Raw genomic sequence first — 24,856 nt, forward strand, 5'->3', positions numbered from 1 at the left:
TGGGGTGTCAAGCCCAGAAAGACCCCGCTGGTGGTGAGCGCATTAGGTTGCTCACCACCACGGTTTTTTACCCGTCTCAACGCACGAACAAAAACTGCCAGTTCACAGCTTGGTAGCGGTAAGGCGCACAATCGTGCCAGTCGCGGGCGGCTCTCGGTTCTCCCATTGCACGGTTCCGACCAGCTCAGTTTTCACTAAGGTTTGGACGATTTGGGTACCCAAGCCCGAACCTACCGAATTGCCTGTCAGACCGTGCCCGTCGTCGGTGACTGTCACCACTAAAGTTTCGTTCGTGTCGTCCCGGTGCGCCTCGACCTCAACCACCCCATCGCGATCTTCCAAACCGTGTTCAATCGCATTGGTTACCAGCTCGGTAAGCACCAGCCCCAAGGCGGAGGCCGCATCCGCACCCAGCGTCCCAAAGCTACCCACGAAACGTGTCTCCACAAAGTGGTCAGATGATGCTGCCGTCGCTACCAGAGCTAACAGCCTGCGGAACGTGTCATCAAACGACACAGTCTCATCAACTGTATGCGACAGCGCCTCGTGAACCATTGCAATAATCGAAATTCGCCGTTCCGCCTGCGATAGCGCCTCTTGAACTACCGAGTTATCCGAACGGCGAGCTTGCAGACGCAGCAGAGCACTGACCGTTTGGAGATTATTTTTGACCCGGTGATGCACTTCACGGATGGTAGCGTCTTTGCTCAGCAGTTCCTTTTCCCGATGACGTTTTTCCGTCACATCGCGGCACAGCAGCAGGGCTCCAATCCGCTCCCCCTCCTCGACCAGTGGCAGCGAACGAACGGTCAAATCCACTCCACGCACGTCAATCTCAGCTAGGGCGGAAGACCGTCCTCGCAGCACCGTTGACAAATCCTCATCGATAACGCTGCCCTTTTCCAGCAGCGGCAGGACGGAGTCGCTGAGCTTCTCGCCATAAAGCTGGTTATAAAAACCGAGCCGTTTGAAAGCAGAAATCCCGTTCGGCGAGCAATGTTCCACCACGCCCTCACCATCGAGCATCAGCGCCCCGTCAGCCACGCGGGGATTGCCGTGCTTGCCGGTGGTCGGGGTGACCTCGAAAGGAAAGTCCCCAGCTGCCACCATCTTTAAGAGGGTTCGAGAAACCGCTTTAAACCATCCCTCGCCACCAATCTCACCGACTTGGAAAGCCAGATTGGTTTCAATCGCCAGGACTCCAATGTTTCGTCCGTCAAAAGGCACGGGCACCAGCACTTCTGATACCGTGTTCATCCCGGTCCAACGGTGTACGGGGTTTTCAATAATCTCCCCTTTTATCAAGACCTGTTCCAGCAGCGAGAGACGAGTGGCAGGCAGGTTCAGCCCAATTACGTCATCCAGGTGGACGGTGGGACCGGTGGCGGGACGGCAGTGTGCCGCGCAAGACATACCATCGTAACGATTGGGCAGCCACAGCAGTAAATCTGCTTGGGAAAGGTCAGAAATAATCTGCCAATCCGACACCAAACGATAGAGCTGTTCTACTGCATCTGCGGACAATTCCTGGAATGGGGGTTCCCTCAAAGAGCGTTTAAATGTCGACACCCTCTCAGGGTATGCGTTGGGCTGTGTTTTGGGCAACCTGCATTTAGAATATAGAGGTAATTGAAACTTCAGGAGAGCCTCGACATGAAATTCACCCAGACCCTGGTTTATTCCGGATTTCGCGCCCAAGTCACCGAGATGTTAAAAAATCCGGAATACTACAAGAAACGCTGGGCAGCATTGGATGATTGCGCCCAAGTCGACTTGAGTCTGACTGAAAACCGCATCCGAGTATCTTCCACCGTGTCAGTTTCTGCTGAGAACCTCGAACAGCTGGCGAATAAGCTCAATTCCGGGCTGAACTTGAAAGTGGTGGAAGTCTGGGACTTGAATCAGTCCGGATGGGTCGAGAACGGCACCATGAGTGGCTCGATGGCGGGCGTCCCCGTAAAATTTTCCGCCACGATGGTGGCCAATTCTGGGTCGATTCCACAGTCCGACACCGAAATTACGCTGGAGGGCGAAGTGACCTGCGCGATTCCTTTCTTTGCGGCGGGGGTAGAGCGCGCCGTGATAAAGACCATTCAAAATGCTTTCACCAAAGAGACTGCCAAAGCTGACGAATTTTTGCTTTAGGGGTCCCTGATACAGTGGTTTTATACCATTTCCAGCATGTTTAAGAGGGGAAATATGACCATCACCGACCACCAATACGAGGACTTGCTAGCCGACATTATGTCTCACGGCGTGGAAAAATCCGACCGTACCGGGACGGGAACTCGCTCAATTTTTGGGCGCCAGCTACGCTATGACCTCTCGCAGGGATTTCCTGCCATCACCACCAAAAGCTTGTACTGGCACGGTGTGGTCGGCGAATTGCTGTGGTTCTTGCAGGGAGGGACCAATAACCGCTGGCTTCAGGAGAACAACATTCATATCTGGGACGAGTGGGCAGACGAATCCGGTGATTTGGGTCCAATATACGGGCATCAGTGGCGCGCCTGGCCTACCGCTGCCGGTCCGGTGGATCAGGTGAAAAAGCTGCTGGAGACCCTGCAAAATGACCCGTCATCCCGGCGCATGTTGGTGTCAGCTTGGAATGTTTCCGACTTAGACCAGATGGCACTGGCTCCCTGTCACGCTTTCTTTCAATGCTGGGTCGGACAAGGTCGTCTCTCCCTGCAGATTTACCAGCGTTCGGCAGATATGTTCCTGGGGGTGCCTTTCAATATCGCCTCCTATGCCCTACTGACCCACATGCTGGCTCAACAGTCCAATCTGCAGGTCGGTGAACTGGTGTGGACCGGCGGTGATTGCCACATCTATTCCAACCATGTGGATCAAGTCTCCCTGCAGCTGTCTCGTGAGCCGTACCCCTTCCCCATATTGGAACTAGATAAAGCCGAGTCTATCGACGGCTACACTTTTGACATGATTCGTCTGGCGAATTATCAACACCACCCCAAAATTTCCGCTCCTGTAGCGGTCTGATAAGAGAGGCAGCATGGTCGTCTTGAATCCTGATACAAATCATCCTGTCTCTAATCCCTGTGGCTGGACTCCCCCAATCTCTCCTGATTCAACACCTACTCCGGAGGATGTCTCGGCGAGTTCTCGTGCTGGACATGGTATCGGTGTGCTGGGAATGATTTGGGCAGAGGACAAAGCACAGGTCCTGGGTGCTGGTGGCAAGATGCTGTGGCACGTCCCCGCAGATTTTAAACACTTCAAAGACACGACTATGGGCAGTCCTATCATCATGGGACGAGCCTCGTTTCTCTCCCTGGGTCAGGCTCTGCCCGGTCGGCGCAATATCGTGCTTACCGGGTCACGTGAATTCACCGCTCCCGACGTCGAGATAGCGCACAGCCTCGAGGAAGCGTTGGAGCTTTGCGCCCGCACCCCCCAAGTGTGGATTACCGGAGGAGCCAAAGTTTATCGTGAAGTCATGGAGTTGGGACTGGCAGATTTGCTGGTAGTCACCCAATTGGACATGACCGCTATGGTGCCGCCAATGAGCACGGTGGCTTATGCCCCGGTGATTGACCCCGTTCGTTGGCAACTGGACCTGACCCGTTCGGATGAAAACTGGCGCCCGAAATCTGGGGATGCCGCCTGGCGAGTCCGGTATTACATACCTCGCTAGAGCTTGAGTTGTGCAAAGGACGGCGGGTCCAGTCACACCGAATGTTACTTCGGCACGATTTCAAGACCGCCGTGAAGAGGAAATGCGCCCCTAGAGATGCAGCCGCCGCATAGCTTTCAAGGCGAATTTTAAGACCTTAACGTATTGTTCCTGGCTCAGACCCATAATCGGAGCAATGGGAACCGCACGGTTTTGCACCGCGATGGTGCGTGATTCCATGTACTTTCGGATGCCCTCTATACCGTGGCGACGCCCCAAGCCAGAATCTTTCCAGCCCCCCATCGGCGCATCGGTGGAACCCCAGGCTGCGGTGAATCCTTCGTTAACATTCACTGTGCCCGCTTCAATCCGGCGCGCCACCGCCACGGCGTGAGAAGGTTGACCCCAAACCGAGGCGTTCAAGCCATAATTCGTGTCGTTAGCCAGGGCGATAGCCTGTTCATCCGTGTGGAAACGATACAGAGACACCACGGGACCAAAAGTCTCATGATTGAACAGGGTCATCCCCTCTTCGACACCCTCCAAAAGCGTGGGAGCATAGGCGGTGTAGCTGATTTCAGGCAAGGCATGACCGCCAGTCAGAGCGACCGCGCCTTTGCCCAGAGCATCTTGCACCTGAGTATCAATCGTTTCGAGATGATGCTCGGAAATCAGAACCCCCATGTCAGTCTCCCAATCGAAGGAAACCGCCACTTTCATATCATTGATACGTTTAATGAGCTTGGCTTTGAATTCATCATAAATCGAGTCTTGCACGTAGAGACGCTCAATCGAAACGCACAGCTGACCGGTGTTGGCATAAGCGGAGCGCACCAGACCCGCCACCGCATCGTCCACCCGCGCGTCCTCCAGCACTATCATCGGATTCTTGCCACCCAGCTCAGCCGAAACCCCAATCAGGTTTTCACCCGATTGCTTGGCAATAACTCGACCGGTAGCAGTAGAACCGGTAAACATCATGAAGTCGACCTGCTGGATGAGTGGAGTTCCGAGCTCAGAGCCGCGTCCGGGCACCAAGATAAACAAATCTGGATCCAGCCCAGCTTTCATCATGAGAACTTTCCCGATCACCACGGACAAAGGAGTGTTAGAGTCCGGCTTGGTGACGATGGCATTGCCAGCCGCGAGAGCCGCGATAGCATCCGTAATCCCCATCGACAGCGGGTAGTTCCAGGGTGCAATCACGCCTACGACACCCTTGGGCTCATACATCACAAAAGTGCGAGTCACGCCGGGAAAAGCCCCGCGACGCCGCTCCTCACGAACCGCGCGAGAAAGTATGCGGGCGTAGTAGCGACAATTCAGGGCAATATCTTGAATCTCGTCATAGGCATGGTAGCGAGATTTGCCGGTTTCCCACTGAATCACATCGAGAATTTCGTCAGAATACTCCCACAGCAAGTCATGAAGTTTGTACAAAAAACGAGCCCTGGTGGCAGCCGGCGCATTGCCCCAGCGTCGCCCCGCAGCGCGAGCACGCACAATGGCTTGATCCAGGTCAGCCAGAGTAGCCTGCGGAACTCCCAAAGTATCCATGCCGGTGAACGGCGATTTTACAGTCCGTAACGGACGACCTTCCGGCAGCCCCACTGCCCTTTCGAGGTCTGACACCACGTGACGAAAGGAAGCCTCACAGCGTTGCTGCATCTGACGCGCTTGAGCTTCGGCTGAAGCAGAAGGATAAATCGTTTCAGTTTCCGTATCGGACATCACAGTCTCCTTTGACAGTTCGGTATCACATCGTTGGGATATGCATCCATTTTAGGACAAAATACCTACCTACGATTGATGAACAACATTTGGGGAAATACCCCGTTGTCCTCATTCTGTAACAGCCACGCCGAGCTGCCGTTTACCCTTTCGGAACAAAACGACCCCACCCGGCAACACGTCTTCAGCAGTGATGACCCGACCTTCATCCTCAACTTTTTCGTTATTCAGGTAAGCCCCTCCGGAGGCGACAGTACGTTTTGCCGCGCCGATGCCCTTTTCCAACCCCGAGTCCACCAGGAGGTGCAAAATATTGGTCTGTCCCAGCACGACTTGGGTCCGTGGCAAATCGACGGTGGCTGCTACCAGGGTTTTCCCGTCTACCTCACGCAGGTCACCGCGACCAAACAGCGCTGTCGAAGCTGCCTTGACCCGTTCGGTCTGATCCGCCCCGTGCACCAGAGTGGTCACAGCTTCAGCCAAAGCGCGTTGCGCGGCGCGTTTCCCTGGGTTTTCCTTTGTTTCGGTTTCTAACGCTTCGATTTCCCCGCGGCTCAGGAAAGTAAAAACTTTCAGCAGGTTCACCACGTCAGCGTCCTCAGTGTTCAACCAGAACTGGTAAAAGGCGTAGGGGCTGAACATTTCTGGATCAAGCCAAATCGCCCCGCCTTCGGATTTGCCAAACTTGGTGCCATCAGATTTGGTAATCAAAGGAGTGGTCATGACGTGAACATCTTTGCCTTCAACCTTGCGAATCAGGTCCATGCCCCCGACCAGGTTGCCCCATTGGTCGTTGCCTCCGGTTTCCAAGGTGACGCCGTATTTCCGGTACAGCTGCAGGTAATCATTAGCTTGCAGAATTTGGTAAGAAAATTCTGTGAATGAGATACCTTCATCACTCTTGAGCCGCCGCGCCACCGCATCTTTAGCCAGCATCGTGCCCATCCGGAAGTTTTTACCCAAGTCCCTCAGCAAATCAATCGCGGACAGCGGCGCGGTCCACTCCAGATTATTGACCATCCGCGCCGGATTCTCGCCCTCAAAATCGAGGAAACGCTCAATTTGACACTGTAGGCGATCCGCCCAGCCCGCCACGGTTTCTTTGTCCTGCAGTTGACGCTCCGCCGTCATGCGCGGGTCACCAATCAAACCGGTCGCTCCCCCCACCAGCGCGATGGGATGATGTCCCGCCAGTTGCAGATGGCGCATCATGATGAGCTGCACCAGGTGTCCGTGATGCAACGATGCCGCAGTCGGATCAAAACCACAATAAAACGTAAGCGGACCTTCGCTCAAAGCCCGTCGCAACGCATCCATATCGGTGTGTTGCTTTATCAGACCTCGCCAAGTCAGTTCGTCAATCAAATCGCTCACGTTTACTTCCTTCAATAGTTCTTGTCGTTACGTTTTCACGCCCCTCTATGCTACCGGGTTTGCCACGCTCATACGAAAAGGTCGGGTCATTGCGTTACCTCACGGAATACACCAGGTCGGGGATAGAGTTGGTCCCAGGAACCGCAGTTCCTGGGACCAACTGGTTATTCAGATTAATCTCCGTGTTCCCAAGAAGCCGGATCACTGGAAATATTACGTCCTTGGGCGATTGCTTCTTTGGTCCAAACGTCAGTGGGTAGTTCGCCAGGGAGGAACTCATTGTCACTGGAACAGAACTGGATTTCGTCCTCGGTCTTTGTTTGGAGCTGGTGCTGGTAATCCTTGAGGGCGCCCACAGCCCACTTGAACAGCAGGGTGCAAGCCACCAAGTTCATGATGGCCAACAGGGCCGCGGTCCAGTCGCCCAAGTTCCACACCATCTCCAGGGAGAGCACTGAGCCCAGGAACACCGCGATGATAGAAATCGCCTTGACAATCCACGCGTTATTCTCAATGCCCAGCAGGTACTTAATGTTGCCTTCGGAATAGCTGAAGTTACCCAGCAAAGTCGAGTAAACGAACATAAAGATGACGATAAGGATAATCGGTTTAGTCCAGGGACCCAACGCAGCCAGCGAATCAACCGTGAGGGCCGCGCCGTCAGAAGGCTGTTCAGCCGCGTTCGGATCGTAGACTCCTCCGAGCAACACAATGAAAGCGGTCGCGCTGCAGACCAAGATGGTGTCCACGAATACGCCGAGGGACTGAATCATTCCTTGCTTAACCGGGTGAGACACGGTAGCGGTCGCAGCCGCGTTCGGGGCGGAACCCATACCGGCTTCGTTGGAGTACAGACCACGCTTCGTGCCGTTCATCAGAGCCGCAAACAAACCGCCTAAAGTTCCGCCTGCTACTGAATTCACACCGAATGCATCCTGGATAATCATGGCGAATACTGTACCGAGTTGACCTATGTTCTCGATGATAACAATCACCGCTAAGGTCATGTAAATGACTGCCATCAGCGGAGCCAGGTATTCAGCGATACGCGCTACTGAACGAATCCCGGCAATAAAGAAAGGCGCGGTGATGGCTACCAGCAACAGCCCGGTGGCGTAGGTAGGCATTCCGAAGTTCGCTTTCGCTAAGCCCGCCAGGGTATTGGCTTGAATCAGCTGGAAGGTGAAAGCGTAAGTGAAAATGAGCAATACCGCAAATACGGAACCCCAGGCACGCGAGCCCAGTCCACGTTCAATGTAGAAAGCCGGACCACCGCGGAAGGTTCCATCAGGATTACGGACCTTGAACATCTGTGCTAAGGTCGCCTCCACGAAGGCACTAGCCATCCCGACCAGAGCCACAATCCACATCCAAAAGATGGAGCCGGCACCACCCAAGGTAATCGCGATAGCTACCCCGGCAATGTTGCCGGTGCCGACACGGTCTGCCAACCCCACCGCGAAAGCCTGGAAAGAGCTGATGCCTCCATGAGAGCCTTTCCGGGAGCCCATCACGGTCTTCCACATTTTAGAAAACATGGTGATCTGGACGGCGCCGGTACGAATGGTCGCGTAGATTCCAAAACCGAGCAGGACAACAATCAATACGTATCCAATGCTCATGCCGTAGACCGTACCAAGGGCATTGGCCACAAGCTGATTAAATTTTTCGAAAGGTGAAAGCTCCTCGGGTTTCACCGGAACTATTGCTGGAAATGGCAGCATTTTTTCTCCTAACTGGTTACAGCTATATATCAATAAATTGGGTTATGCGGGGCGATAGAGTGGAAATAAAAACCTTCACGTCCCAGCTTTTCTATGCTTGACTTTCGGTTGCTTCTTCATTGGTCATGTCGGATGCGGGCATCGGCGCAGACTCGCCAGATTTCTTCATGACCCACCGATAGCTAATCGCTAACAGACCTACAAAAATAACCACTCCTACGACTTTTGCGACTGGCGCAAAAGAATCGGGGACAATCCCCAGGGCGTCCGCGTTACTGGTGGCTCCGATAATGCCGGCGTTGAGGATGCCGAACAGCGAGTCACCCACAATTAGACCGGTCGCCAGCAACACGCCCAGGCGCTTGGACTGTTCAGCCTTTTCTTGACGTTGCGCCCACCGGTTGTAAATCCAGCCCACCAGAGCACCCAACGCAATGACCAGAGTGGTCGTAATGTTGAGGTACATGCCCATGCCGACGGCGAGCGGAGCCAGGTTGAACCGGCTGACGCGACCCATGATTTCATCAACGATGACGACGCCAACACCAATCAAAGCTCCCAGACCGAACAGCTGCCAGTTCATGTCCCCACCAAAAATCCCTTTAGCGATGGTGGACAGCAGAGTCGCCTGTGGGGCTTGCAGGGCGGTAGTCTCATCTACCCCCTCCATCCCGGAGAAGCCAAAGCTGGTCATCAACAACTGCAGGACTGGAGGAATCACCAGAGAACCAAAAATAACTCCGACGATAAGGGCAACCTGCTGTTTCCAGGGGGTAGCCCCCACCAGTTGACCGGTCTTTAAGTCTTGCAGGTTATCATTCGAGATGGTAGCGATACCGAACACGATTGCAGTCGTAAACAACGCATAGGCAGTCAGTTCGGTGGGGTGAGTCTGGCTGGTGTTGCCGGTCACCAACAGAATCAGCAGCGAGGCCGCAATAATCACGATAATACCCACGCCAGAAATTGGAGAGTTAGAGGCCCCAATCAGACCTGCCATATAACCGCAAATACTGGCAATCAGCAAGCCCAAAACCAGCACAAACAGAATGCTGAGCATAATCAACGCCACGAGGTGATGCGAGATAGGCGAATTCCGGAGGAAATTCCACAGCAGCAAGCCAATGGGAATCATGGACAGCAAGGTGATGGCAGCCACGTATTTGAAAGGAATGTCCTGTTCTGTGAGCGGAACCTGACTACCGGTTTCACGCAATTTTGAAGATTTTAAGGAGTCTGCAATGCCCCTCAGGATGGGACCGATAATCTTTAGCAGCGTCCACACCGCCGCCACCGCCATGGCTCCAGCCCCAATCATGCGTACGTCATGGGCGAAAATCGTGCTGACCGCATCACCGAGATCCTGATTCGCAATCTGTCCTTGAGTCAAGACTGGCAGCAGTATCCCGTATGAAATCAGCAAACCGACCAGCATCGCGGTGCCGACTGCGGGACCGACCAGATGCCCCACCCCCATCAAAGCCAAAGACAGGGAACCGCCAATCATGGTGCCTCCGGCGCCAATCCGGAAGTTCGCGCTCAAAGATCCCGCGGTTGCTTTTAACGCCGTGAGCAGCGCCATTCCTGCAGACGCTAAGCCACCCCAGATAATCACCAGCAGACCACGACGATTTTCCTCGGCAGAGCCGTTTTCATCCCCCACTTTCAGCACTTCTGCAGCCGCAACACCTTCCGGATAGGGCAGGTCTGATCCCGTCACCAGAGCGCGACGCAGTGGAATTGAATACATTACGCCGAGAATGCCACCGACCATGCACACGGCTGTGGTCTCCCAGTAGGGAAAGCCGGACCAATATCCCACCATAACCAGACCGGGCACCACAAAGATGATGGCTGAAAGCGTGCCGGCTGCCGACGCGATGGTCTGGACGATATTGTTCTCCACGACCGTGTGGTCATGAAAATACCGCAGGATAGCCATGGAAATCACCGCAGCCGGAATGGAAGTGGCAAAGGTCAGACCAACTTTCAATCCGAGATAAGCGTTAGCAGCGGTGAATATCAGAGTGATTAACCCGCCGATGATAACGGCTCGGAAGGTTAACTCGCGATAGGGGTGAGCGGACTGGGCTTCGGCATTATTTGTCGCAGCGGCCGCAGGCTGATTGGACAAGGATTTCTCGCCTTCTTTAGTAAATCGTTTCAATTTTTGCAACCCAGCAGGGCTAACAACTTTTTATACGGATTTTAAACTACCATTAACCTAACCTGACGTACCAATATCGTGGCTTTACCTGGCAAAAGGGAAAACCTCGTTTCCCGCTAAATCACCGCAACGCCCTCGTGCAGTAAACCTCGAAACCGAGTGAGTTCGCGTCGCTCCGGCACCCTCCGAATGCGGTATACAGAGGGCAATCCCCAGGTGCTTAGTTCTGTGCGATGCCGAAATGCCGCGCAATGGCGGTCAGAATCGGATAATCAGCAGGCAGCCAGGGCAAGCTCTCGGAATGTTTGAGGTCTACCCAATGCAGGGACAAATGCGCTACTCCAACCTGGGGCGTACTGTGCGGCGCAAGGGCGCACAGGTACACGAACATCTGAAATCCTCCGTGCGCAGGCCAGGTTTCCTGCAAGCGCTCCCCCACGATAATTTCCGCTGACAGCTCTTCACGCAACTCCCGGCGCAGGGCCTGTTCGGGAGTTTCTCCGGGTTCGGTCTTACCACCGGGAAATTCATAGAAACCCCGCCATTGTTCGGGATAAGAGCGTTGCGCCCCCAGCACCTGCGTTGGTTGGCTGAGGTCATCCAGAATCGCCGCTGCGACCACTATCGGCTGAAACACACTTTCGAGTCTAATCGCTTTGCGCTGCCGAAAGAAACCCCGTTCCGGGCGTTCTGGGCTCGTAGGGTCACTCTATGATTATGGATTTTGGCGTTGTGGAGGACTCCGGGACCACCCTGACCGATATTCAACCCGTACTTCAGACCTTGTCCACCGGATTGCAGGCTTAACTGCCACGAGGTTCTTTACGCGTGGCGATGGGATTTTTTGAGGAGTGAAATGCATTCCTCGCAGATGGCGCTCACAATAAAGAGCGGATACATTCGTCCTCTATTTATTGCTATTTGTCTAGATTTGGTTCCTGTTTCGCTTAACGTGCAACCAAAATTTCGTGCACCAAATTCATCCGAGAGGCTTTTGCCATCACGGTGCTTGCTAGTACTGGAACGCCTGCAGCTGTTGGCGCGCTGCGGAAATCTGTTCCGCGACGCGCTCCGGAGCCGTGCCCCCCACTCCGCGATGACCCTGAACCGAACCGGCAGCGGTCAGGACGTCACGAACCTCTGGGGTCAGCAGCGGGTCAATCCCCGCGAAATCAGCATCGCTGAGGTCCTCCAACCCAACTCCTCGCCCTTCTGCCAAGGCAACACAGGCTCCCGAGACTTCGTGGGCATGACGGAAAGGCATACCGCGTTTCACCAACCATTCAGCCACGTCGGTCGCCAGGGAGAAACCTGCGGTAGACAGCGTTTCCATACGTTCATAGTGCAAGGTCATGGTGTCCACCATCCCGGTCATCGCCGGCAACAAAACTTCCAGAGTGTCGATGGCGTCAAACACCGGTTCTTTGTCTTCCTGCAGGTCCCGGTCGTAAGCCAGCGGCAAGCCTTTCATCGTAGTCAGCAAACCCGTCAAGTCACCGAGCAGACGCCCCGCTTTGCCGCGTGCCAGTTCAGCCACATCCGGGTTCTTCTTTTGGGGCATAATGCTGGACCCGGTCGAATAGGAATCATCCAACGTGACGTAGCCGAACTCGGCAGTATTCCAAATAATGATTTCTTCTGCCAACCGCGACATATCCACCGCCACCTGGGTGAGGACATAGAGAAACTCCACTACCCCGTCTCGTGAAGCCGTGGCATCAATCGAGTTCGGACAGACCTGAGAAAAGCCCAGCTCACGCGCAACCAATTCCGGATCCAACCCCAGCGTATTGCCTGCCAAAGCTCCGCCTCCGTAAGGAGAGGCATCGTTACGCTTTGCCCAGTCCCGCAAACGCTCCAAATTGCGCAGCTGTGGCCAAAAGTGAGCCATTAACTGATGTGCGACCAACACCGGCTGAGCGTGTTGCATATGCGTGCGACCGGGCATGATATGGGTTCCGGCACGGTCAGCTTGAGACAAAATCGCCTGGCAAAGCGCGGCAATCAGACCCTGCAGGTGGGCAGCGGCATCCCGCAGGTACATCCGCACCAGGGTGGCAATCTGGTCATTGCGGGAGCGTCCCGCCCGCAGTTTTCCGCCCAGTTCCGGTCCGGCGTAGTTTTCTTGCAGCAATCCGCGTTCCAGCGCGGTATGAACGTCCTCGTCATCGGGAGAATACGTGAAAGTTCCGTCTGCGACGTCTGCCCGCAGACGTCGCAGAGCGGCACTCAAGTCGGTGTATTCCGACTCGGTCAGCAGCCCCGCCGCCCGCAATGCTTGGGCATGAGCCAAAGAGCCCTGCAAGTCGTAGTCAGCTAAGCGCCAATCAAACTGGGTGGACACCGACAGCGCCGCTAACGCTTGGGCAGGTCCGCCCTGGAATCTGCCGCCCCACAGGGCCAACTTTTCACTCATGTGTACTCCTTTTCTCGCAACGTCACAGTACCCCCGTCAACCAGAGCTGCTGCACCTGGCTACCGGAGGAACCCTTGTGAAACCATGCGTCAACAATCCTGGGCAGTGACCTTCAGAGGCTTGAGGCCTGCAGCGTAATACCCTTGCCGTATTTTCCATCACGCGCCGCAGCTAGCTTGGACTGCAATCCGTACAGTTCAATGAAACCGCGCGCCGCGCCTTGATTAAATGAATCCCCAGAATCATAGGTAGCCAGTTTGAAATCATAGAGAGAAGCCTCAGAACGACGCCCGTTCACGACTGCCCGCCCAGCGTGCATCTCCATCCGAATATCGCCAGACACATATTCTTGCGTGTGCGCCACAAAGGCATCCAAGGATTTCTTCAGTGGCGAATTCCATTGCGCCTCGTAAACCAAATCGGACCACGCCGGCTCTACCATCTGACGTTTGTAACGCAACTGCATCCGCTCCAGAGTCACTGCTTCCAGAGCCTGATGGGCAGTAAGCAGCGCCATCGCACCGGGGGCTTCATAGATTTCACGCGATTTAATCCCAATCAGACGATCCTCGACCACATCAATACGCCCAATCCCCTGGGCGCCGGCACGCCGATTCATCTCTTGGATGACCTGCAGCGGAGTCATTTTTACGCCGTCAATCGCGACGGGAATGCCCTTTTCGAAAGTAATCACCACCTCATCGGGAATTCCCGCGAATGCCGGGTCGTCCGTGTAGTTGTACACATCCTTGGTAGGGGCGTTCCACAGATCCTCCAAAAAGCCGGTTTCAATAGCTCTGCCCCACAAGTTTTGGTCGATTGAGAAGGGGTTATGTTTCGTCGTTTCGATGGGCAAGTGGTGTTCCTCCGCGTAAGCAATCGACACGTCACGTTGCAGGGACAGATCACGAATCGGCGATACGCATTTCAAATCCGGCGCCAGAGAAGTAAACGACACCTCGAAACGGACCTGATCGTTGCCTTTTCCGGTACATCCGTGAGCCATGGTGGTGGCGCCAAACTGTTTAGCCGCCATCACCAGGTGTTTGGCGATAAGGGGGCGGGACAACGCTGAAACCAGGGGGTATTGACCTTGGTACAGTCCATTAGCTTGCAGGGAGGGCATACAGTACTCGGTGGCAAACTCGTCTTTAGCATCGGCAATATAAGCCTCCACCGCCCCGCAATCAAGAGCGCGCTGGCGGATGACATCCATGTCCTCTCCGCCTTGCCCCACGTCCACCGACACCGCAATCGTGTCCACGCCGAGTTTGTCTTTCATCCAACCAATAGCCACCGAAGTGTCCAAGCCGCCTGAATAAGCCAGCACTACCCGTTCAGTCATAGTGTTCTCTCTTTCTGAAATTTTTAAAAAAAGTCTTAGGTGAATGTTTTTGAGGTTTAAAAGAAATGTAGTGTAGGTCTAGCGCTTGGCCAGGCCTCGCAGCTTATCGCACAGCTCTGTGGCAGATTCAACACTGTCACAGATAACTAAAATCGTATTGTCCCCTGCCAGGCAGCCCAACACGTGATCCAGATTTTCCTTGTCAATGACGGACGCCAAAGTACCGGCTGTGGCTGGCGGTGTACGCAGCACCACTTGGTTCATGGCTTGAGTCGCCTGAATCAGAAGCGGAGCACACCAGCGTTCCAGAGTCCCCGGCAGCTGCAAAAGTCGTTCAGTAGTGGCTCGGGCTCCGCCCAAAACGTAGCGGAGAGAACCATTCTCATCTCGCACTTTCGTAGCTGCCAACTCTTCAAGGTCCCGCGATAGCGTGGCCTGCGTTACAGAAAACCCAGCGTTTTCCAGCAGGGTTTGCAAGACTCCCTGAGAGCGCACCACATTATCCGCCAACAGTCGCGAAATAGCGCTATGGCGGGAAATTTTGGATTGCACTACCGAGTTTTCAGGCACGGGTGCCTCCGAGGCGAATTTCTTCGTCTGCCTGACGCTGCACTCGGTCCAAGACTTCCGGCAGAGCTTGGGTAAACATGCGGGTCTGGGACGGATTAATGATGAGCGGTGGCGCCAGACGAATTGTGAACGTATCCGGGGCGTTAACGATGAATCCTGCTCTGAACAGTTCGTCTGCCAGTGGCTTCGCCAAAGGATTACGTAAACCGATTCCCAGCAGCAGCCCGCGTCCTCGGACTTCACTGATGAGGGGGTGCTCCAGCTCGAGAATTTCGCGTTTCCAAATCTCGCCTACGTTTTGCACGTTAGACAGCAAGCCTTCTTCGGTGACAGTGTTAATCATCGCCAATACGGAGGCTCCCGCCAGCGGATTGCCCGCAAAAGTCGAACCGTGCATCCCCGGTTTTAGCACGCTTGCCGCCTCGGCGTTGAGAGCCACGCAAGCCCCGACCGGGAACCCTGCACCCAGCCCTTTTGCTAACGTCACCACATCCGGAACGATTCCTGACGAATGGTGAGCCATCCAAGTCCCCGTGCGCCCCATCCCGGTTTGTACTTCATCCAAAACCAGCATGGCACCGGCGCGGGACGTCACTTCACGTGCTACCTTGAGGAAATCGTCAGAAATCGGACGCACCCCGGCTTCACCTTGAATCGGTTCGATAAACAAAGCCGCAACGGATTCTCCCCGTGCCCCCTCAAAGGCACGTTCCAAAGCCGCGATGTTGTATGGCAGGAAATCAACTTCAGCCGGCATGGGCTGGAAAGGATCGCGGAAAATCGATTTGTAGGTCAGCGACAACGCCCCCATGGTACGTCCATGAAAAGAGTTTTCCAGCGCGAGAAACCTGTTGCGATTAGCTCCTCCCCGCGCCCGCGCCAGCTTAAACGCCGCCTCCAGCGCTTCGGTACCCGAGTTGGTAAAGAACACGCGCGAGCCCTGCGGAGCGCCACCAGGCTCAACTATCGACAAAATCCGCTCTGCGGCTTCAATCTGTGGCTGGGTCGCAAAATAGTTACTGACGTGCCCTAAGGTTTCGACCTGTTCATGTAGAGCGGTGACGATATTGGGGTGTCCGTGCCCCAGGGCGTTGACTGCGATACCGCCCAACAAGTCGAGATATTGATGACCGTCCTCGTCCCATACAAAGCAGCCCGCCCCGCGAGTCAGCACAGTTTTCGGAGTCCCAAAAGTATTCATAATCGAGTTCTCGTAGCGCGTAATCCACTCTTTGACGTCCATTTTTGCTTCTTTCACTAGGCGGGTGAGGAGGTTTGGGTTTAGGCTTTCCGAAATTGCATCGTAGGCAGGGGCTCGCCGTCATGAGGGCGCAGCGGCAGGACATTGTCCGGAATGACTTCGGTACCGGTTCCTTGGTCAGTCACGATTTCGAGAAGCATGGAGTGAGCCAAGCGTCCGTCAATGATGGTCGCACGGGATACTCCGCCCTGTACCGCGTCGAGACAAGCCTGCATTTTCGGCACCATTCCGGATTTGATGGTCGGCAACATGCGTTCCAGTTCACTGGCGGTCAGGTACCTGATGAGGGATGCCGGGTTATCAATATCTTGGTAAAGCCCCTCCACGTCGGTGAGGATGATGAGCTTGCGTGCCTTTAATCCAATAGCTAGGGCTGCCGCAACCGCATCGGCGTTGACGTTGAGCACCACGTTAGGATCGTCAACTGAGGGCGCAATGGAGGAAATGACCGGAATGTTGCCCTGTTCCAGCATGTCCACTACCGCGCGGGGATGAACAGTGACGATGTCCCCGACTAGTCCCAAGTCGCTGCCCGGCTCGCAGTGGCGTTTCCGCGCGCCAAACAGACCGGCGTCCTCGCCAGTGAGCCCAATCGCCAGGGATTCTTCCACGTTTAGTAATCCCACGAGTTCACGCTGCACTTTACCGGTTAGGACCATACGCACGACTTCCATAACCTCCGGGGTCGTCACCCGGTAGCCGTTGATGAAAGGCGCTTCTAAACCCAATCGATCCAGCATCTTTGTAATTTGTGGTCCGCCACCGTGGACCACTACTGGGCGCAAACCAACCTGATGCAAGAACTGTATGTCAGCGGCGAAAGCACGGCGCAAATCCTCGTTAATCATCGCATTGCCGCCGTATTTGATGACGACAGTGGCACCGCGGTAGCTGCGCAACCACGGCATTGCTTCCAGCAACACCTCGGTCTTTTGTATCGGCGTAATCATCGTGTTCTTTCCATTTCTTTGGTTTTGCAGTGTGAATCTCCCGCGGGATTTAGTCCTCACCAGAGTCAATCACGTGGTGTAATCCCCGTTGATATGCACATACTCGTGAGTCAAATCACTGGTCCACAAGTGGGCTTCTTCCTGACCAGCGTGCAGCTCGACCAGGATATGACACTCCCGCGGACTCATGTCAGCCAAATAGGGATCCTCACCGATTCCCCCGTTTTTACAGACTTTCACACCGTTAATGGAAACATCCACCCGAGCCGGGTCGAAAGGCAAGACGTCTTCTGGAACTGTACCCAGCTGGGACAGAATGCGCCCCCAGTTCGGGTCGTTGCCATACACGGCGGTTTTTACCAGGTTAGAGCGCGAAATCGTCCGAGCTGCCTCCAAAGCGCCCGCTTCGCTGGCAGCCCCGGTCACCCGAATTTCAATATCGTGATGCGCTCCCTCAGCATCCCGTAGCAGTTGCAGGGCTAAGTCTTCACAGACTTGCAAAAGAGCGGCGGCAAACTCGTCCGGGTCAGGCTTGACTCCGGAAGCGCCAGATGCCAGTAGCAACACAGTGTCATTGGTAGACATGCAGCCATCCGAGTCAAGGCGATTGAAGGTCCGGTCTACTGCTTGGGACAGAATCGTTTGCATGGTTGCAGAATCCCCAACAGCGTCGGTGGTAAGCACCACAATCATGGTCGCCAGAGCAGGAGCCAGCATTCCGGCACCTTTTGCCATGCCACCGATCCTCCACCCGGCGGTACTTTCGTGTGTGACCGTTTTTGCCTTCGTATCGGTGGTGAGAATAGCCTCGGCAGCCTCAGCACCACCGTTCTCACTCAGCTTGGCAGCAACCGTGTCAATACCGGCGGTCATTTTGGGCATATTCAAGGCTCGCCCAATGATTCCGGTGGAACACACCAAACATTCATTTTCTGCCACACCCAGAACCTGACCCAGATGCGCCGCCATCGCGGCAGCGTCCCTATCCCCCTGTTCACCGGTACAAGCGTTAGCGATTGCCGAGTTGATAACTACGGCTTGAGCGCGACCTCCCGCTACGACTTTCCGATCCCAGCCTACCGGAGCAGCAAACACGCGATTGGATGTAAACACCCCCGCTACAGTGGAGTCAGGACCCAAATTCCTAACGATAGCCATATCCGGATGCAGCTTGCCGCGTAGACCCACATGGTCACCGGCGGCCTTAAAACCACGGGGATAAGTAACGCTCATTGCCTACCTCCTATTTTTCACACTTACAGGTAATAAATATACGCCAATATGAATAGTTTTACAAAACTGTGCAAAGATTCATAAAAACACGTTGGCTCGAATCCACGTGGACCCGAGCCGAACGTTCACGGTTTTATGCAGGGCTAGTTAACCCAAGCGCCATTTTGATAGAACTGGAAGTTGTCACCTTGATACGAACCCAGTTTGACCAAACTGATGATGAAGTCAATCAAAGTCCAAATTCCAAAACAACCAATGGTGATAATCATCAAAATACCAAGACCGACTTGACCACGCAGGAAACGGTGCACGCCCAGGTTGCCGAAAAAGAAGCACATCAAAATATAGAGAACCTTGCTGACTTCGCGAAACTGTCCCGGAGCACCAACATTAACGCCGTAAGGCATCTGCTGGTATTGCTGGAATTGGGGCTGTGGCGGCTGCGGTTGTTGTGGCTGCTGAGGCTGAGGCTGCATGCCGTATTGAGGATTGGACATAAGTAATACACCTTTGCTCTTAAATTTAGTCCGCCCGATGGCGACACAGTCTGAACGGACGCTCGACAGAATCTTAGCAGGACTAGTGCAATCTGTGGAGTGTTTTCCTCCATCCACAACCCCTCGAGGGAAATCCGAGGCATCCAACCTGGTCTAGGGTGCCGTCGAAACGGTAGGAACCCCGGTTAGCTCAGGGAACCCCAGAGCCAAATTCATACCTTGCACAGCTGCCGCCGCAGTGCCTTTGCCCAAATTATCAATGGCACATTGCGCCACCACCTTGCCGGCGCGCTTATCCACCGCCACTTGGATAGCCGCTTTGGCGCAACCACTCACCATCGACACGGTGGGCCAGATACCCTCAGGTAGAAATTCCAGCAAAGGCTCACTATCGCAAACTTCGTGATATACGCGTCGCAGTTCGCCCAGGTCGCCAGTTCCAACCAACGGCGCGGTAACCGTGGCAAGGATACCGCGGTTCATAGGAACCAACACAGGGGTGAAACTGAGGTTAACTTTCGTCGCCCCCGCAACGCGGAAGTTCTGAGCAATTTCGGGGATATGTCGGTGTACGCCAGCCATGGCATACCCTTGCGCATTGCCCAATGCCGATACCGCCAGCAAATGAGATTTCATGGCTTTCCCAGCCCCGGAATAACCCACCGCTAGGTTCGCCACGAGGTCAGACGCATCTACCAGTCCTGCCCACACCGCGGGGAGCAACGCCAACGTGACCGCAGTCACATTACACCCCGGAACCGCGATTTCAGAAGCCTGACGCAATATTTCTCGCTGTGCCCGCGCCGAGCTTTCCTTGGCGTGCAATAGTTCTGGCATCGAGTAAGCCCAAGGTTCTTCGGGTTCAGAATGGTAGTAATCCCGCCACGCTGCCGGGTCGGTCAAACGGTGATCCGCACCGCAATCTATCAACAGGGATTTCACTCCACCATCGCGCAGAGTGCGAGTTACCTGCCCGGAAGCCCCGTGGGGCAACCCCAAGAAGATAACATCATGACCCGCCAGATTCTCAACGTCTGTAGGTTGCAACACCCGTTGCGCCAAGGGAAACAGATGGGGGTGATGCTTTCCCAGGGGCTCCCCCACCGAAGATGCCGCCGTGAGGGCTCCAATTTCGACCTGAGGGTGATTCAACAACAATCGCAACAATTCACCGCCAGCAAAACCGGAAGCTCCCGCCACCGCAACTTTAACCTTTTTACCTGTTACCTCTGCCATACCCACAACTATACATGTTTATTCATATGGTTGCATATTTATGCTAAGAGTTTCGGGAAAATTACGAAGCTGGACGAATAAAACTCCCTCCAGGTTAGTGTCCAGCTATCTTTGCTCCCAGAGATTCCAGCCGATAATGCCGCCACACTTTCCCGCGATTGCCCAGGACATCAGCCTCATAGCGAGACCAAAATCCGTTGCCCTCATGATGCAATACATAAGGTAACCCCTGCGCGTTGCGCCTATCTGAAATAATCGCCACGTGTTCCTTCCACACCACGATGTCGCCCGGCTGCCAGGACGCCACGTCCGTGGTATCTGTGCTCAGGCTCTGGGCGTGACGGTCGAAATAAACAATGAGGTTACGAACGCGCCGATAGTCAATGTCCGGATTGGGAGCCTCGCCCTCAGGAGCCATCGCGGCGTAAGCCTGCGGGTCAGCTCGCCGATCCGCATCAACCAGTTCACGCAAGTCCATTCCCGCAGCTTTAGCGGCATACCACACCACGTCGGTACACACCCCGGTACCGTCGTTAGGCACCCCACCGGGATACACTTTAGAACCGTCATATTTCGGCGCGGTGTCAAGGTACGCAACCGCGCCCGACAGCATCTTTGTCCCTACCGGTCCCGGATGGTTCAGGTTTTGTCCGCCCCAAGCATCATCTAGGCGCCACGGCCCACTAGACCTCCAGTTCGACAACAGGAACACGACACCGCCTGCCAACACGACGATAACCAGCAGCAAAATCGCCAGAGTAACGTAGCATTTTCGACCTCGTGAACTGCGAGCAGTCACTCTAACTCCTTAGTTACACCACCAACCGCGTCCCGCAGCAGTCCAGTCGTGTCTGGTCCGGAGACTCTAACGCAGTGTTGCCTGACAGGTTTTCTCTACCTTCTTGATGATGCGGTTGCGAGTTTCCTTGATTTCCTGCGGGCTCAGCGTACGGTCAGCGGCACGCAGCCGCAGCGCAAACGCCAGGGATTTTCGACCCTCCCCCAGTTGTTCCACATTCTCAAACACGTCGAACAGGCGCAACTCCTCGACCAGACCTTCGCCGGCTTTGGCAATCGCGTTAGCAACCTTCAGCGCGGGAACGTCTTGCTTCACGACGAACGCCAAGTCTTCCTTAGCGGCGGGGAAAGTCGAGACGGGACGCAGCTGGAATGCGTCCTTGGGGCGGGACTTTTCAATCGCATCCAAATCCAGTTCAAATGCACAAGTCCGGGGCGGCAAGCCGAAGTTTTGGCATACCTTGGGGTGTAGCTCACCAGCGTACCCCAGTACTTTCCCACCGGTGAACGCGCCCACACGGATTTGCGCAACTCGTCCGGGATGGAAAGGCGCCGCAATCGCGGCTTGTCCCCCGACCCCCAAGGCTTCGGGGCGCACTGCCAACCCTTGCGACACGGCCACGCGAATTGCTAGCTCGATAGCATCCGCCCAATCCCAAGCGCGCGCCGCATCGTGAGGGCTGGCTTCGATGGCGTTTCCTGCCAGCACTGCCGCCACATGCCAGGGCTGCTTCGGTACTCCTGCCCGCAACGCCTGCATGGCTTCATCACTGGGCTTTTCCTCCACTCCGGGGATGGGCGCCGGAATGACCCCGTGGGCGCTAACGACCTGATCCAGTTCAAAAATTGCCACTCGCGGATTGCCACGGGACACATTTCGCGAGGCTGTGTTCAGCAAGGTATCCAGCAGGGAACTGCGCAATGCCGGGGAATCGTCTGCCAGCGGGTTCGCCAGCTTGACGGTGTCGCGCCGCGGGTCGTCGACCGGCAGCCCCATCAAATCGTGTTCATTGCCCAAGAAGGGGTAAGTCATGACTTCGGTCAAGCCGGCTTCTGCCAGAGTGTCGCTGACTTCCCGACGGGTTCGCAGCGGCGCCGGGTTACCAATCTTGGCAGGTCCGACCGGCACCACGGAAGGAATCTTTTCGTAGCCGTCCAGGCGGGCAATTTCTTCAATCAGGTGGGCAGGACCACCAGCCAAATCGGGTCGCCATGAGGGAGGTACTACCGAGAACGTATCAGCATCGGACTTGGTGACGTTACAGCCTATAGCGCGCAACAGTTCCTCCACACGCTGGGGCGAATACTCCACCCCAATGAGCCGAGTTGCGGCCGTAAAAGGTAAAGCAACGGTCGGTTGGGGTTTGACGTGGTTGACATCAGTAACCCCGGGGTCGATGGTGCCACCACCGTATTCCACCAGCAGCTCAGCGGCATACTGCGCCGCCACCGGGGGGAGTTCCGGATCACTACCGCGCTCAAAACGCTTTGAAGCCTCTGACGGCAGCTTGTGACGGCGCGCCGAGCGAGCCACGGACACCGCGTCGAAATGCGCTGCTTCCAACAGGACGTTCGTGGAAGACTCGGTCATCTCAGTGTCCGCGCCCCCCATCACTCCAGCGATGCCAAGTACGCGCGCGCCGTGACCGCCCTGGCAGTCAGTAATCAACAGATCCTCAGCGTCCAAGGTGCGTTCTACGTCGTCCAAGGTAGTGTGCTGTTCTCCTTGGCGGGCTCGGCGCACCACCAAAGGACCGGTCACCTTGTCCAGGTCATAAGCGTGCATGGGCTGCCCCAAGTCCAACATGACATAGTTCGTCACGTCGACTGGCAAGGAAATGGAACGCATTCCCGCCGATTCCAGCCGCGCCACCATCCACTGCGGAGTGGGCGCGTTCGGATTTAGTCCGCGCACTATCCGTGCCACAAACCGGTCGCACCCCACATGACCGCGAATCGGAGCCGCGTCCTCGATTTCGACGGGGAAGCCGGAATCATTGACCGCGGGCAAGCCATTTTTCAGATTTTCAGCCAAACCCCAGTCAGTGAACTTTGCGCCCGTGGAGTGGCTGTATTCACGCCCCACCCCACGCATCGAGAAACAGTAACCGCGGTCGGGAGTGATGTTGATTTCCAGCAGTTCCTGGTTCAGCCCCAGAATGGGCAGCATATCGGTGCCGGGAGCAGGGACTTCCATCCCGCGCTCACCGAGGTATTCCTCCAAGACGATGATGCCATTGGAATCCTGACCCAGCCCCAGCTCACGAGCTGAACAAATCATGCCGTCTGAAATATGACCGTAAGTCTTTCGGGTCGCGATAGCGAAATCGCCAGGCAGCACAGCTCCCGGCAGGGAGACCACCACATGATTGCCTTCCTTGAAATTATGCGCCCCACAAATGATGCTGCGGCTGGGAATATCGGAAGGCTCCTTGCCAGTGCCAGGCGCATCGTTAAATTCCTCGCCCACATCTACCCGGCAGTAGTTGACAGTTTTACCGTTAGAGGCTGTTTCGGGAACCATCGAGACTACCCGACCGCACACCAACGGACCAGTCACTCCTGAAGTGTGGATGGCTTCCTCTTCCAGACCGACCTTTACCAAGTCTTTTGCGAGTTGAGACGCGCTCGTGTCCGCGGGAACTGCCGCCCACCGACGCAACCATTCAATCGAAACAAAAGCCATTTTTAGCGCCCCTTTCCATTCACGCCGAACTGGTCTGAGAATCTCACGTCACCTTCCACGATGTCGTGCATATCCTCTATGCCGTGGCGCAGCATCAGCGTGCGCTCAATGCCCATTCCGAAAGCAAATCCTTGATAAACCTCGGTATCAATCCCACAAGCTCGCAGCACATTTGGATTCACCATGCCACAACCACCCCACTCAATCCAGCCGGGTCCACCTTTCTTTTGCGGGAACCACAGGTCGACCTCTGCGGAAGGCTCAGTGAAAGGGAAGAAAGATGGTCTGAACCGGGTTTTTGCCTCCGGACCGAACATGGCACGGGCAAAGTGATCCAAAGTCCCTTTCAAATCCGCCATCGTTAATCCCTGGTCCACTGCCAAGCCCTCTACCTGGTTAAACACTGGGGAGTGGGTGGGGTCTAGCTCGTCGGCACGAAAGACTTTACCGGGAATAGCCACGTAAATCGGCAGCTCGCGGGTGGTCAACAAACGCGCTTGCACCGGTGAAGTATGCGTGCGCAGCACCAAGTTGGCAGGGTTTTCCGCGCTGCCCCCCACGGAGGCGGAATCGATATAGAGCGTGTCTTGCATCTGGCGCGCCGGATGATCGGCGTCAAAGTTCAACGCATCAAAGTTGAACCACTCGTGTTCTACCTGAGGACCAGCAGCAATATCCCACCCTAAAGACACGAAAAAGTCCGCAACTTCCTCTTCCAGCACCATCAGCGGGTGGCGCGACCCAAGCGGGTGCCGCGCGGACAACACACTCACGTCCACAGTTTCTGCCGCCAAAGCCGCCTCTTGCGCAGCTTCCTGAAGTTCAGTCTGTTTGGCATCCAAAGCTGCTCGAACCCGACCTTGGGCAGCTCCCAAGTTCTGCCCCGCGGTGGCTTTGTCCTGAGAATCGAGCTTCCCGATAAGTTTTTTTGCCTGGGTCAAGGGTGCTTTGTCGCCGTTGTAGCGAGAACGCACCGCCTTTAGTGTATCCACGTCAGCCGCCGCTGCGATAGCTTGTAACGCCGCGGCGACTTCCCGTTCCAAACCCTCTGTATCCAGCGGACTCAACACGTTTTCGCTCATTTTTCCTCGATTTCTTTGACTCCTAGCCAGCTCAAAACCCCTTCAACTTTAGTCGAAATGCCACTCCGTCCGGTAATCAAGGTGTGCCACGATACTCGCTTGTTCCGCAACTGATCGAGGCTAATCGAATGAAAACTGCGGACAAAAAGTAG

Annotated in this window: 20 protein-coding genes; 3 read left to right on the forward strand and 17 right to left on the reverse strand. The window is 55.3% G+C overall.

Annotated features, from left to right (window positions below):
* Positions 1-102 precede the first annotated feature (102 nt).
* Positions 103-1,569, reverse strand: a complete 1,467-nt coding sequence (locus HMPREF0574_RS07095; protein WP_236585901.1) for a sensor histidine kinase — start codon at positions 1,567-1,569, stop codon at positions 103-105.
* Positions 1,570-1,629: 60 nt separating this feature from the next.
* On the opposite strand from HMPREF0574_RS07095, the gene HMPREF0574_RS07100 reads away from it, so the two are divergent.
* Genes HMPREF0574_RS07100 through HMPREF0574_RS07110 form a run of 3 tightly spaced genes read left to right on the forward strand, consistent with a single transcriptional unit; the run spans position 1,630 to position 3,655 of the window.
* Entirely contained in the window at positions 1,630-2,145 is a 516-nt protein-coding gene (locus tag HMPREF0574_RS07100) for a DUF2505 domain-containing protein (RefSeq protein WP_004008048.1), read from the forward strand.
* Between the two features lie 36 nt (positions 2,146-2,181).
* Positions 2,182-3,000, forward strand: coding sequence for a thymidylate synthase (locus tag HMPREF0574_RS07105; protein ID WP_004008049.1), 819 nt, complete (start codon positions 2,182-2,184; stop codon positions 2,998-3,000).
* A gap of 13 nt (positions 3,001-3,013) precedes the next feature.
* Positions 3,014-3,655, forward strand: a complete 642-nt coding sequence (locus HMPREF0574_RS07110) for a dihydrofolate reductase (protein WP_004008050.1) — start codon at positions 3,014-3,016, stop codon at positions 3,653-3,655.
* 90 nt (positions 3,656-3,745) lie between these two features.
* On the opposite strand, the gene HMPREF0574_RS07115 is transcribed toward HMPREF0574_RS07110, so the two are convergent.
* From HMPREF0574_RS07115 to pheS, 16 genes are all read right to left on the reverse strand, one after another.
* Positions 3,746-5,365, reverse strand: a complete 1,620-nt coding sequence (locus tag HMPREF0574_RS07115; protein WP_004008051.1) for a succinic semialdehyde dehydrogenase — start codon at positions 5,363-5,365, stop codon at positions 3,746-3,748.
* A 111-nt stretch (positions 5,366-5,476) separates the two neighbouring features.
* The gene (tyrS, locus tag HMPREF0574_RS07120; protein WP_036324959.1) at positions 5,477-6,739 is read right to left on the reverse strand and encodes a tyrosine--tRNA ligase; all 1,263 of its coding nucleotides are present in this window, start codon (positions 6,737-6,739) and stop codon (positions 5,477-5,479) included.
* Positions 6,740-6,912: 173 nt separating this feature from the next.
* Positions 6,913-8,463 (reverse strand): alanine/glycine:cation symporter family protein, encoded by a 1,551-nt coding sequence (locus HMPREF0574_RS07125; protein ID WP_004008053.1) that lies wholly within the window; start codon positions 8,461-8,463, stop codon positions 6,913-6,915.
* Positions 8,464-8,554: 91 nt separating this feature from the next.
* Positions 8,555-10,639, reverse strand: coding sequence for an OPT family oligopeptide transporter (locus HMPREF0574_RS07130; protein WP_004008054.1), 2,085 nt, complete (start codon positions 10,637-10,639; stop codon positions 8,555-8,557).
* A gap of 211 nt (positions 10,640-10,850) precedes the next feature.
* The gene (locus tag HMPREF0574_RS07135; RefSeq protein ID WP_004008055.1) at positions 10,851-11,267 is read right to left on the reverse strand and encodes a (deoxy)nucleoside triphosphate pyrophosphohydrolase; all 417 of its coding nucleotides are present in this window, start codon (positions 11,265-11,267) and stop codon (positions 10,851-10,853) included.
* 375 nt (positions 11,268-11,642) lie between these two features.
* Positions 11,643-13,046: an argininosuccinate lyase gene (gene argH / locus HMPREF0574_RS07140; RefSeq protein ID WP_004008056.1), complete on the reverse strand. Its 1,404-nt coding sequence runs from the start codon at positions 13,044-13,046 to the stop codon at positions 11,643-11,645.
* Between the two features lie 112 nt (positions 13,047-13,158).
* Complete coding sequence (locus HMPREF0574_RS07145) at positions 13,159-14,391, reverse strand: argininosuccinate synthase (RefSeq protein ID WP_004008057.1); 1,233 nt, start codon at positions 14,389-14,391, stop codon at positions 13,159-13,161.
* 78 nt (positions 14,392-14,469) lie between these two features.
* The gene (locus HMPREF0574_RS07150) at positions 14,470-14,961 is read right to left on the reverse strand and encodes an arginine repressor (RefSeq protein ID WP_004008058.1); all 492 of its coding nucleotides are present in this window, start codon (positions 14,959-14,961) and stop codon (positions 14,470-14,472) included.
* Positions 14,954-16,204 (reverse strand): acetylornithine transaminase, encoded by a 1,251-nt coding sequence (locus HMPREF0574_RS07155; protein WP_004008059.1) that lies wholly within the window; start codon positions 16,202-16,204, stop codon positions 14,954-14,956. Before HMPREF0574_RS07155 ends, HMPREF0574_RS07150 begins: the two co-directional genes overlap by 8 nt.
* A gap of 38 nt (positions 16,205-16,242) precedes the next feature.
* On the reverse strand, positions 16,243-17,172 hold the full coding sequence (gene argB / locus HMPREF0574_RS07160; RefSeq protein WP_004008060.1) for an acetylglutamate kinase: 930 nt from the start codon (positions 17,170-17,172) through the stop codon (positions 16,243-16,245).
* Between the two features lie 69 nt (positions 17,173-17,241).
* Entirely contained in the window at positions 17,242-18,405 is a 1,164-nt protein-coding gene (gene argJ, locus HMPREF0574_RS07165) for a bifunctional glutamate N-acetyltransferase/amino-acid acetyltransferase ArgJ (RefSeq protein ID WP_004008061.1), read from the reverse strand.
* 143 nt (positions 18,406-18,548) lie between these two features.
* Complete coding sequence (locus HMPREF0574_RS07170) at positions 18,549-18,902, reverse strand: TM2 domain-containing protein (protein WP_004008062.1); 354 nt, start codon at positions 18,900-18,902, stop codon at positions 18,549-18,551.
* A 153-nt stretch (positions 18,903-19,055) separates the two neighbouring features.
* A complete protein-coding gene (gene argC, locus HMPREF0574_RS07175; RefSeq protein ID WP_004008063.1) occupies positions 19,056-20,138 on the reverse strand; it encodes an N-acetyl-gamma-glutamyl-phosphate reductase in 1,083 nt (360 codons plus the stop codon).
* Between the two features lie 94 nt (positions 20,139-20,232).
* The gene (locus HMPREF0574_RS07180; protein WP_004008064.1) at positions 20,233-20,937 is read right to left on the reverse strand and encodes a DUF1287 domain-containing protein; all 705 of its coding nucleotides are present in this window, start codon (positions 20,935-20,937) and stop codon (positions 20,233-20,235) included.
* A gap of 66 nt (positions 20,938-21,003) precedes the next feature.
* Positions 21,004-23,622 carry a phenylalanine--tRNA ligase subunit beta gene (pheT, locus tag HMPREF0574_RS07185; RefSeq protein WP_004008065.1) on the reverse strand — a complete coding sequence of 873 codons (2,619 nt, stop codon included), beginning with the start codon at positions 23,620-23,622 and terminating at the stop codon, positions 21,004-21,006.
* A gap of 2 nt (positions 23,623-23,624) precedes the next feature.
* Positions 23,625-24,704, reverse strand: coding sequence for a phenylalanine--tRNA ligase subunit alpha (pheS, locus tag HMPREF0574_RS07190; RefSeq protein ID WP_004008066.1), 1,080 nt, complete (start codon positions 24,702-24,704; stop codon positions 23,625-23,627).
* Between the last annotated feature and the right edge of the window lie 152 nt (positions 24,705-24,856).

The organism is Mobiluncus curtisii subsp. curtisii ATCC 35241 (assembly GCF_000146285.1).
Classification (GTDB): Bacteria; Actinomycetota; Actinomycetes; order Actinomycetales; family Actinomycetaceae; genus Mobiluncus; species Mobiluncus curtisii.

Excerpts from the sequence above, each read along its gene's own strand:
- HMPREF0574_RS07115 (WP_004008051.1), bottom strand. The coding sequence starts at position 5,365 with ATGTCCGATACGGAAACTGAAACGATTTATCCTTCTGCTTCAGCCGAA.
- argJ (WP_004008061.1), bottom strand. The coding sequence starts at position 18,405 with ATGAGCGTTACTTATCCCCGTGGTTTTAAGGCCGCCGGTGACCATGTG.
- pheT (WP_004008065.1), bottom strand. The coding sequence starts at position 23,622 with ATGGCTTTTGTTTCGATTGAATGGTTGCGTCGGTGGGCGGCAGTTCCC.
- HMPREF0574_RS07170 (WP_004008062.1), bottom strand. The coding sequence starts at position 18,902 with ATGTCCAATCCTCAATACGGCATGCAGCCTCAGCCTCAGCAGCCACAA.
- argH (WP_004008056.1), bottom strand. The coding sequence starts at position 13,046 with ATGAGTGAAAAGTTGGCCCTGTGGGGCGGCAGATTCCAGGGCGGACCT.
- HMPREF0574_RS07125 (WP_004008053.1), bottom strand. The coding sequence starts at position 8,463 with ATGCTGCCATTTCCAGCAATAGTTCCGGTGAAACCCGAGGAGCTTTCA.
- argB (WP_004008060.1), bottom strand. The coding sequence starts at position 17,172 with ATGATTACGCCGATACAAAAGACCGAGGTGTTGCTGGAAGCAATGCCG.
- HMPREF0574_RS07145 (WP_004008057.1), bottom strand. The coding sequence starts at position 14,391 with ATGACTGAACGGGTAGTGCTGGCTTATTCAGGCGGCTTGGACACTTCG.
- HMPREF0574_RS07105 (WP_004008049.1), top strand. The coding sequence starts at position 2,182 with ATGTTTAAGAGGGGAAATATGACCATCACCGACCACCAATACGAGGAC.
- pheS (WP_004008066.1), bottom strand. The coding sequence starts at position 24,704 with ATGAGCGAAAACGTGTTGAGTCCGCTGGATACAGAGGGTTTGGAACGG.
- HMPREF0574_RS07110 (WP_004008050.1), top strand. The coding sequence starts at position 3,014 with ATGGTCGTCTTGAATCCTGATACAAATCATCCTGTCTCTAATCCCTGT.
- HMPREF0574_RS07155 (WP_004008059.1), bottom strand. The coding sequence starts at position 16,204 with ATGGACGTCAAAGAGTGGATTACGCGCTACGAGAACTCGATTATGAAT.
- argC (WP_004008063.1), bottom strand. The coding sequence starts at position 20,138 with ATGGCAGAGGTAACAGGTAAAAAGGTTAAAGTTGCGGTGGCGGGAGCT.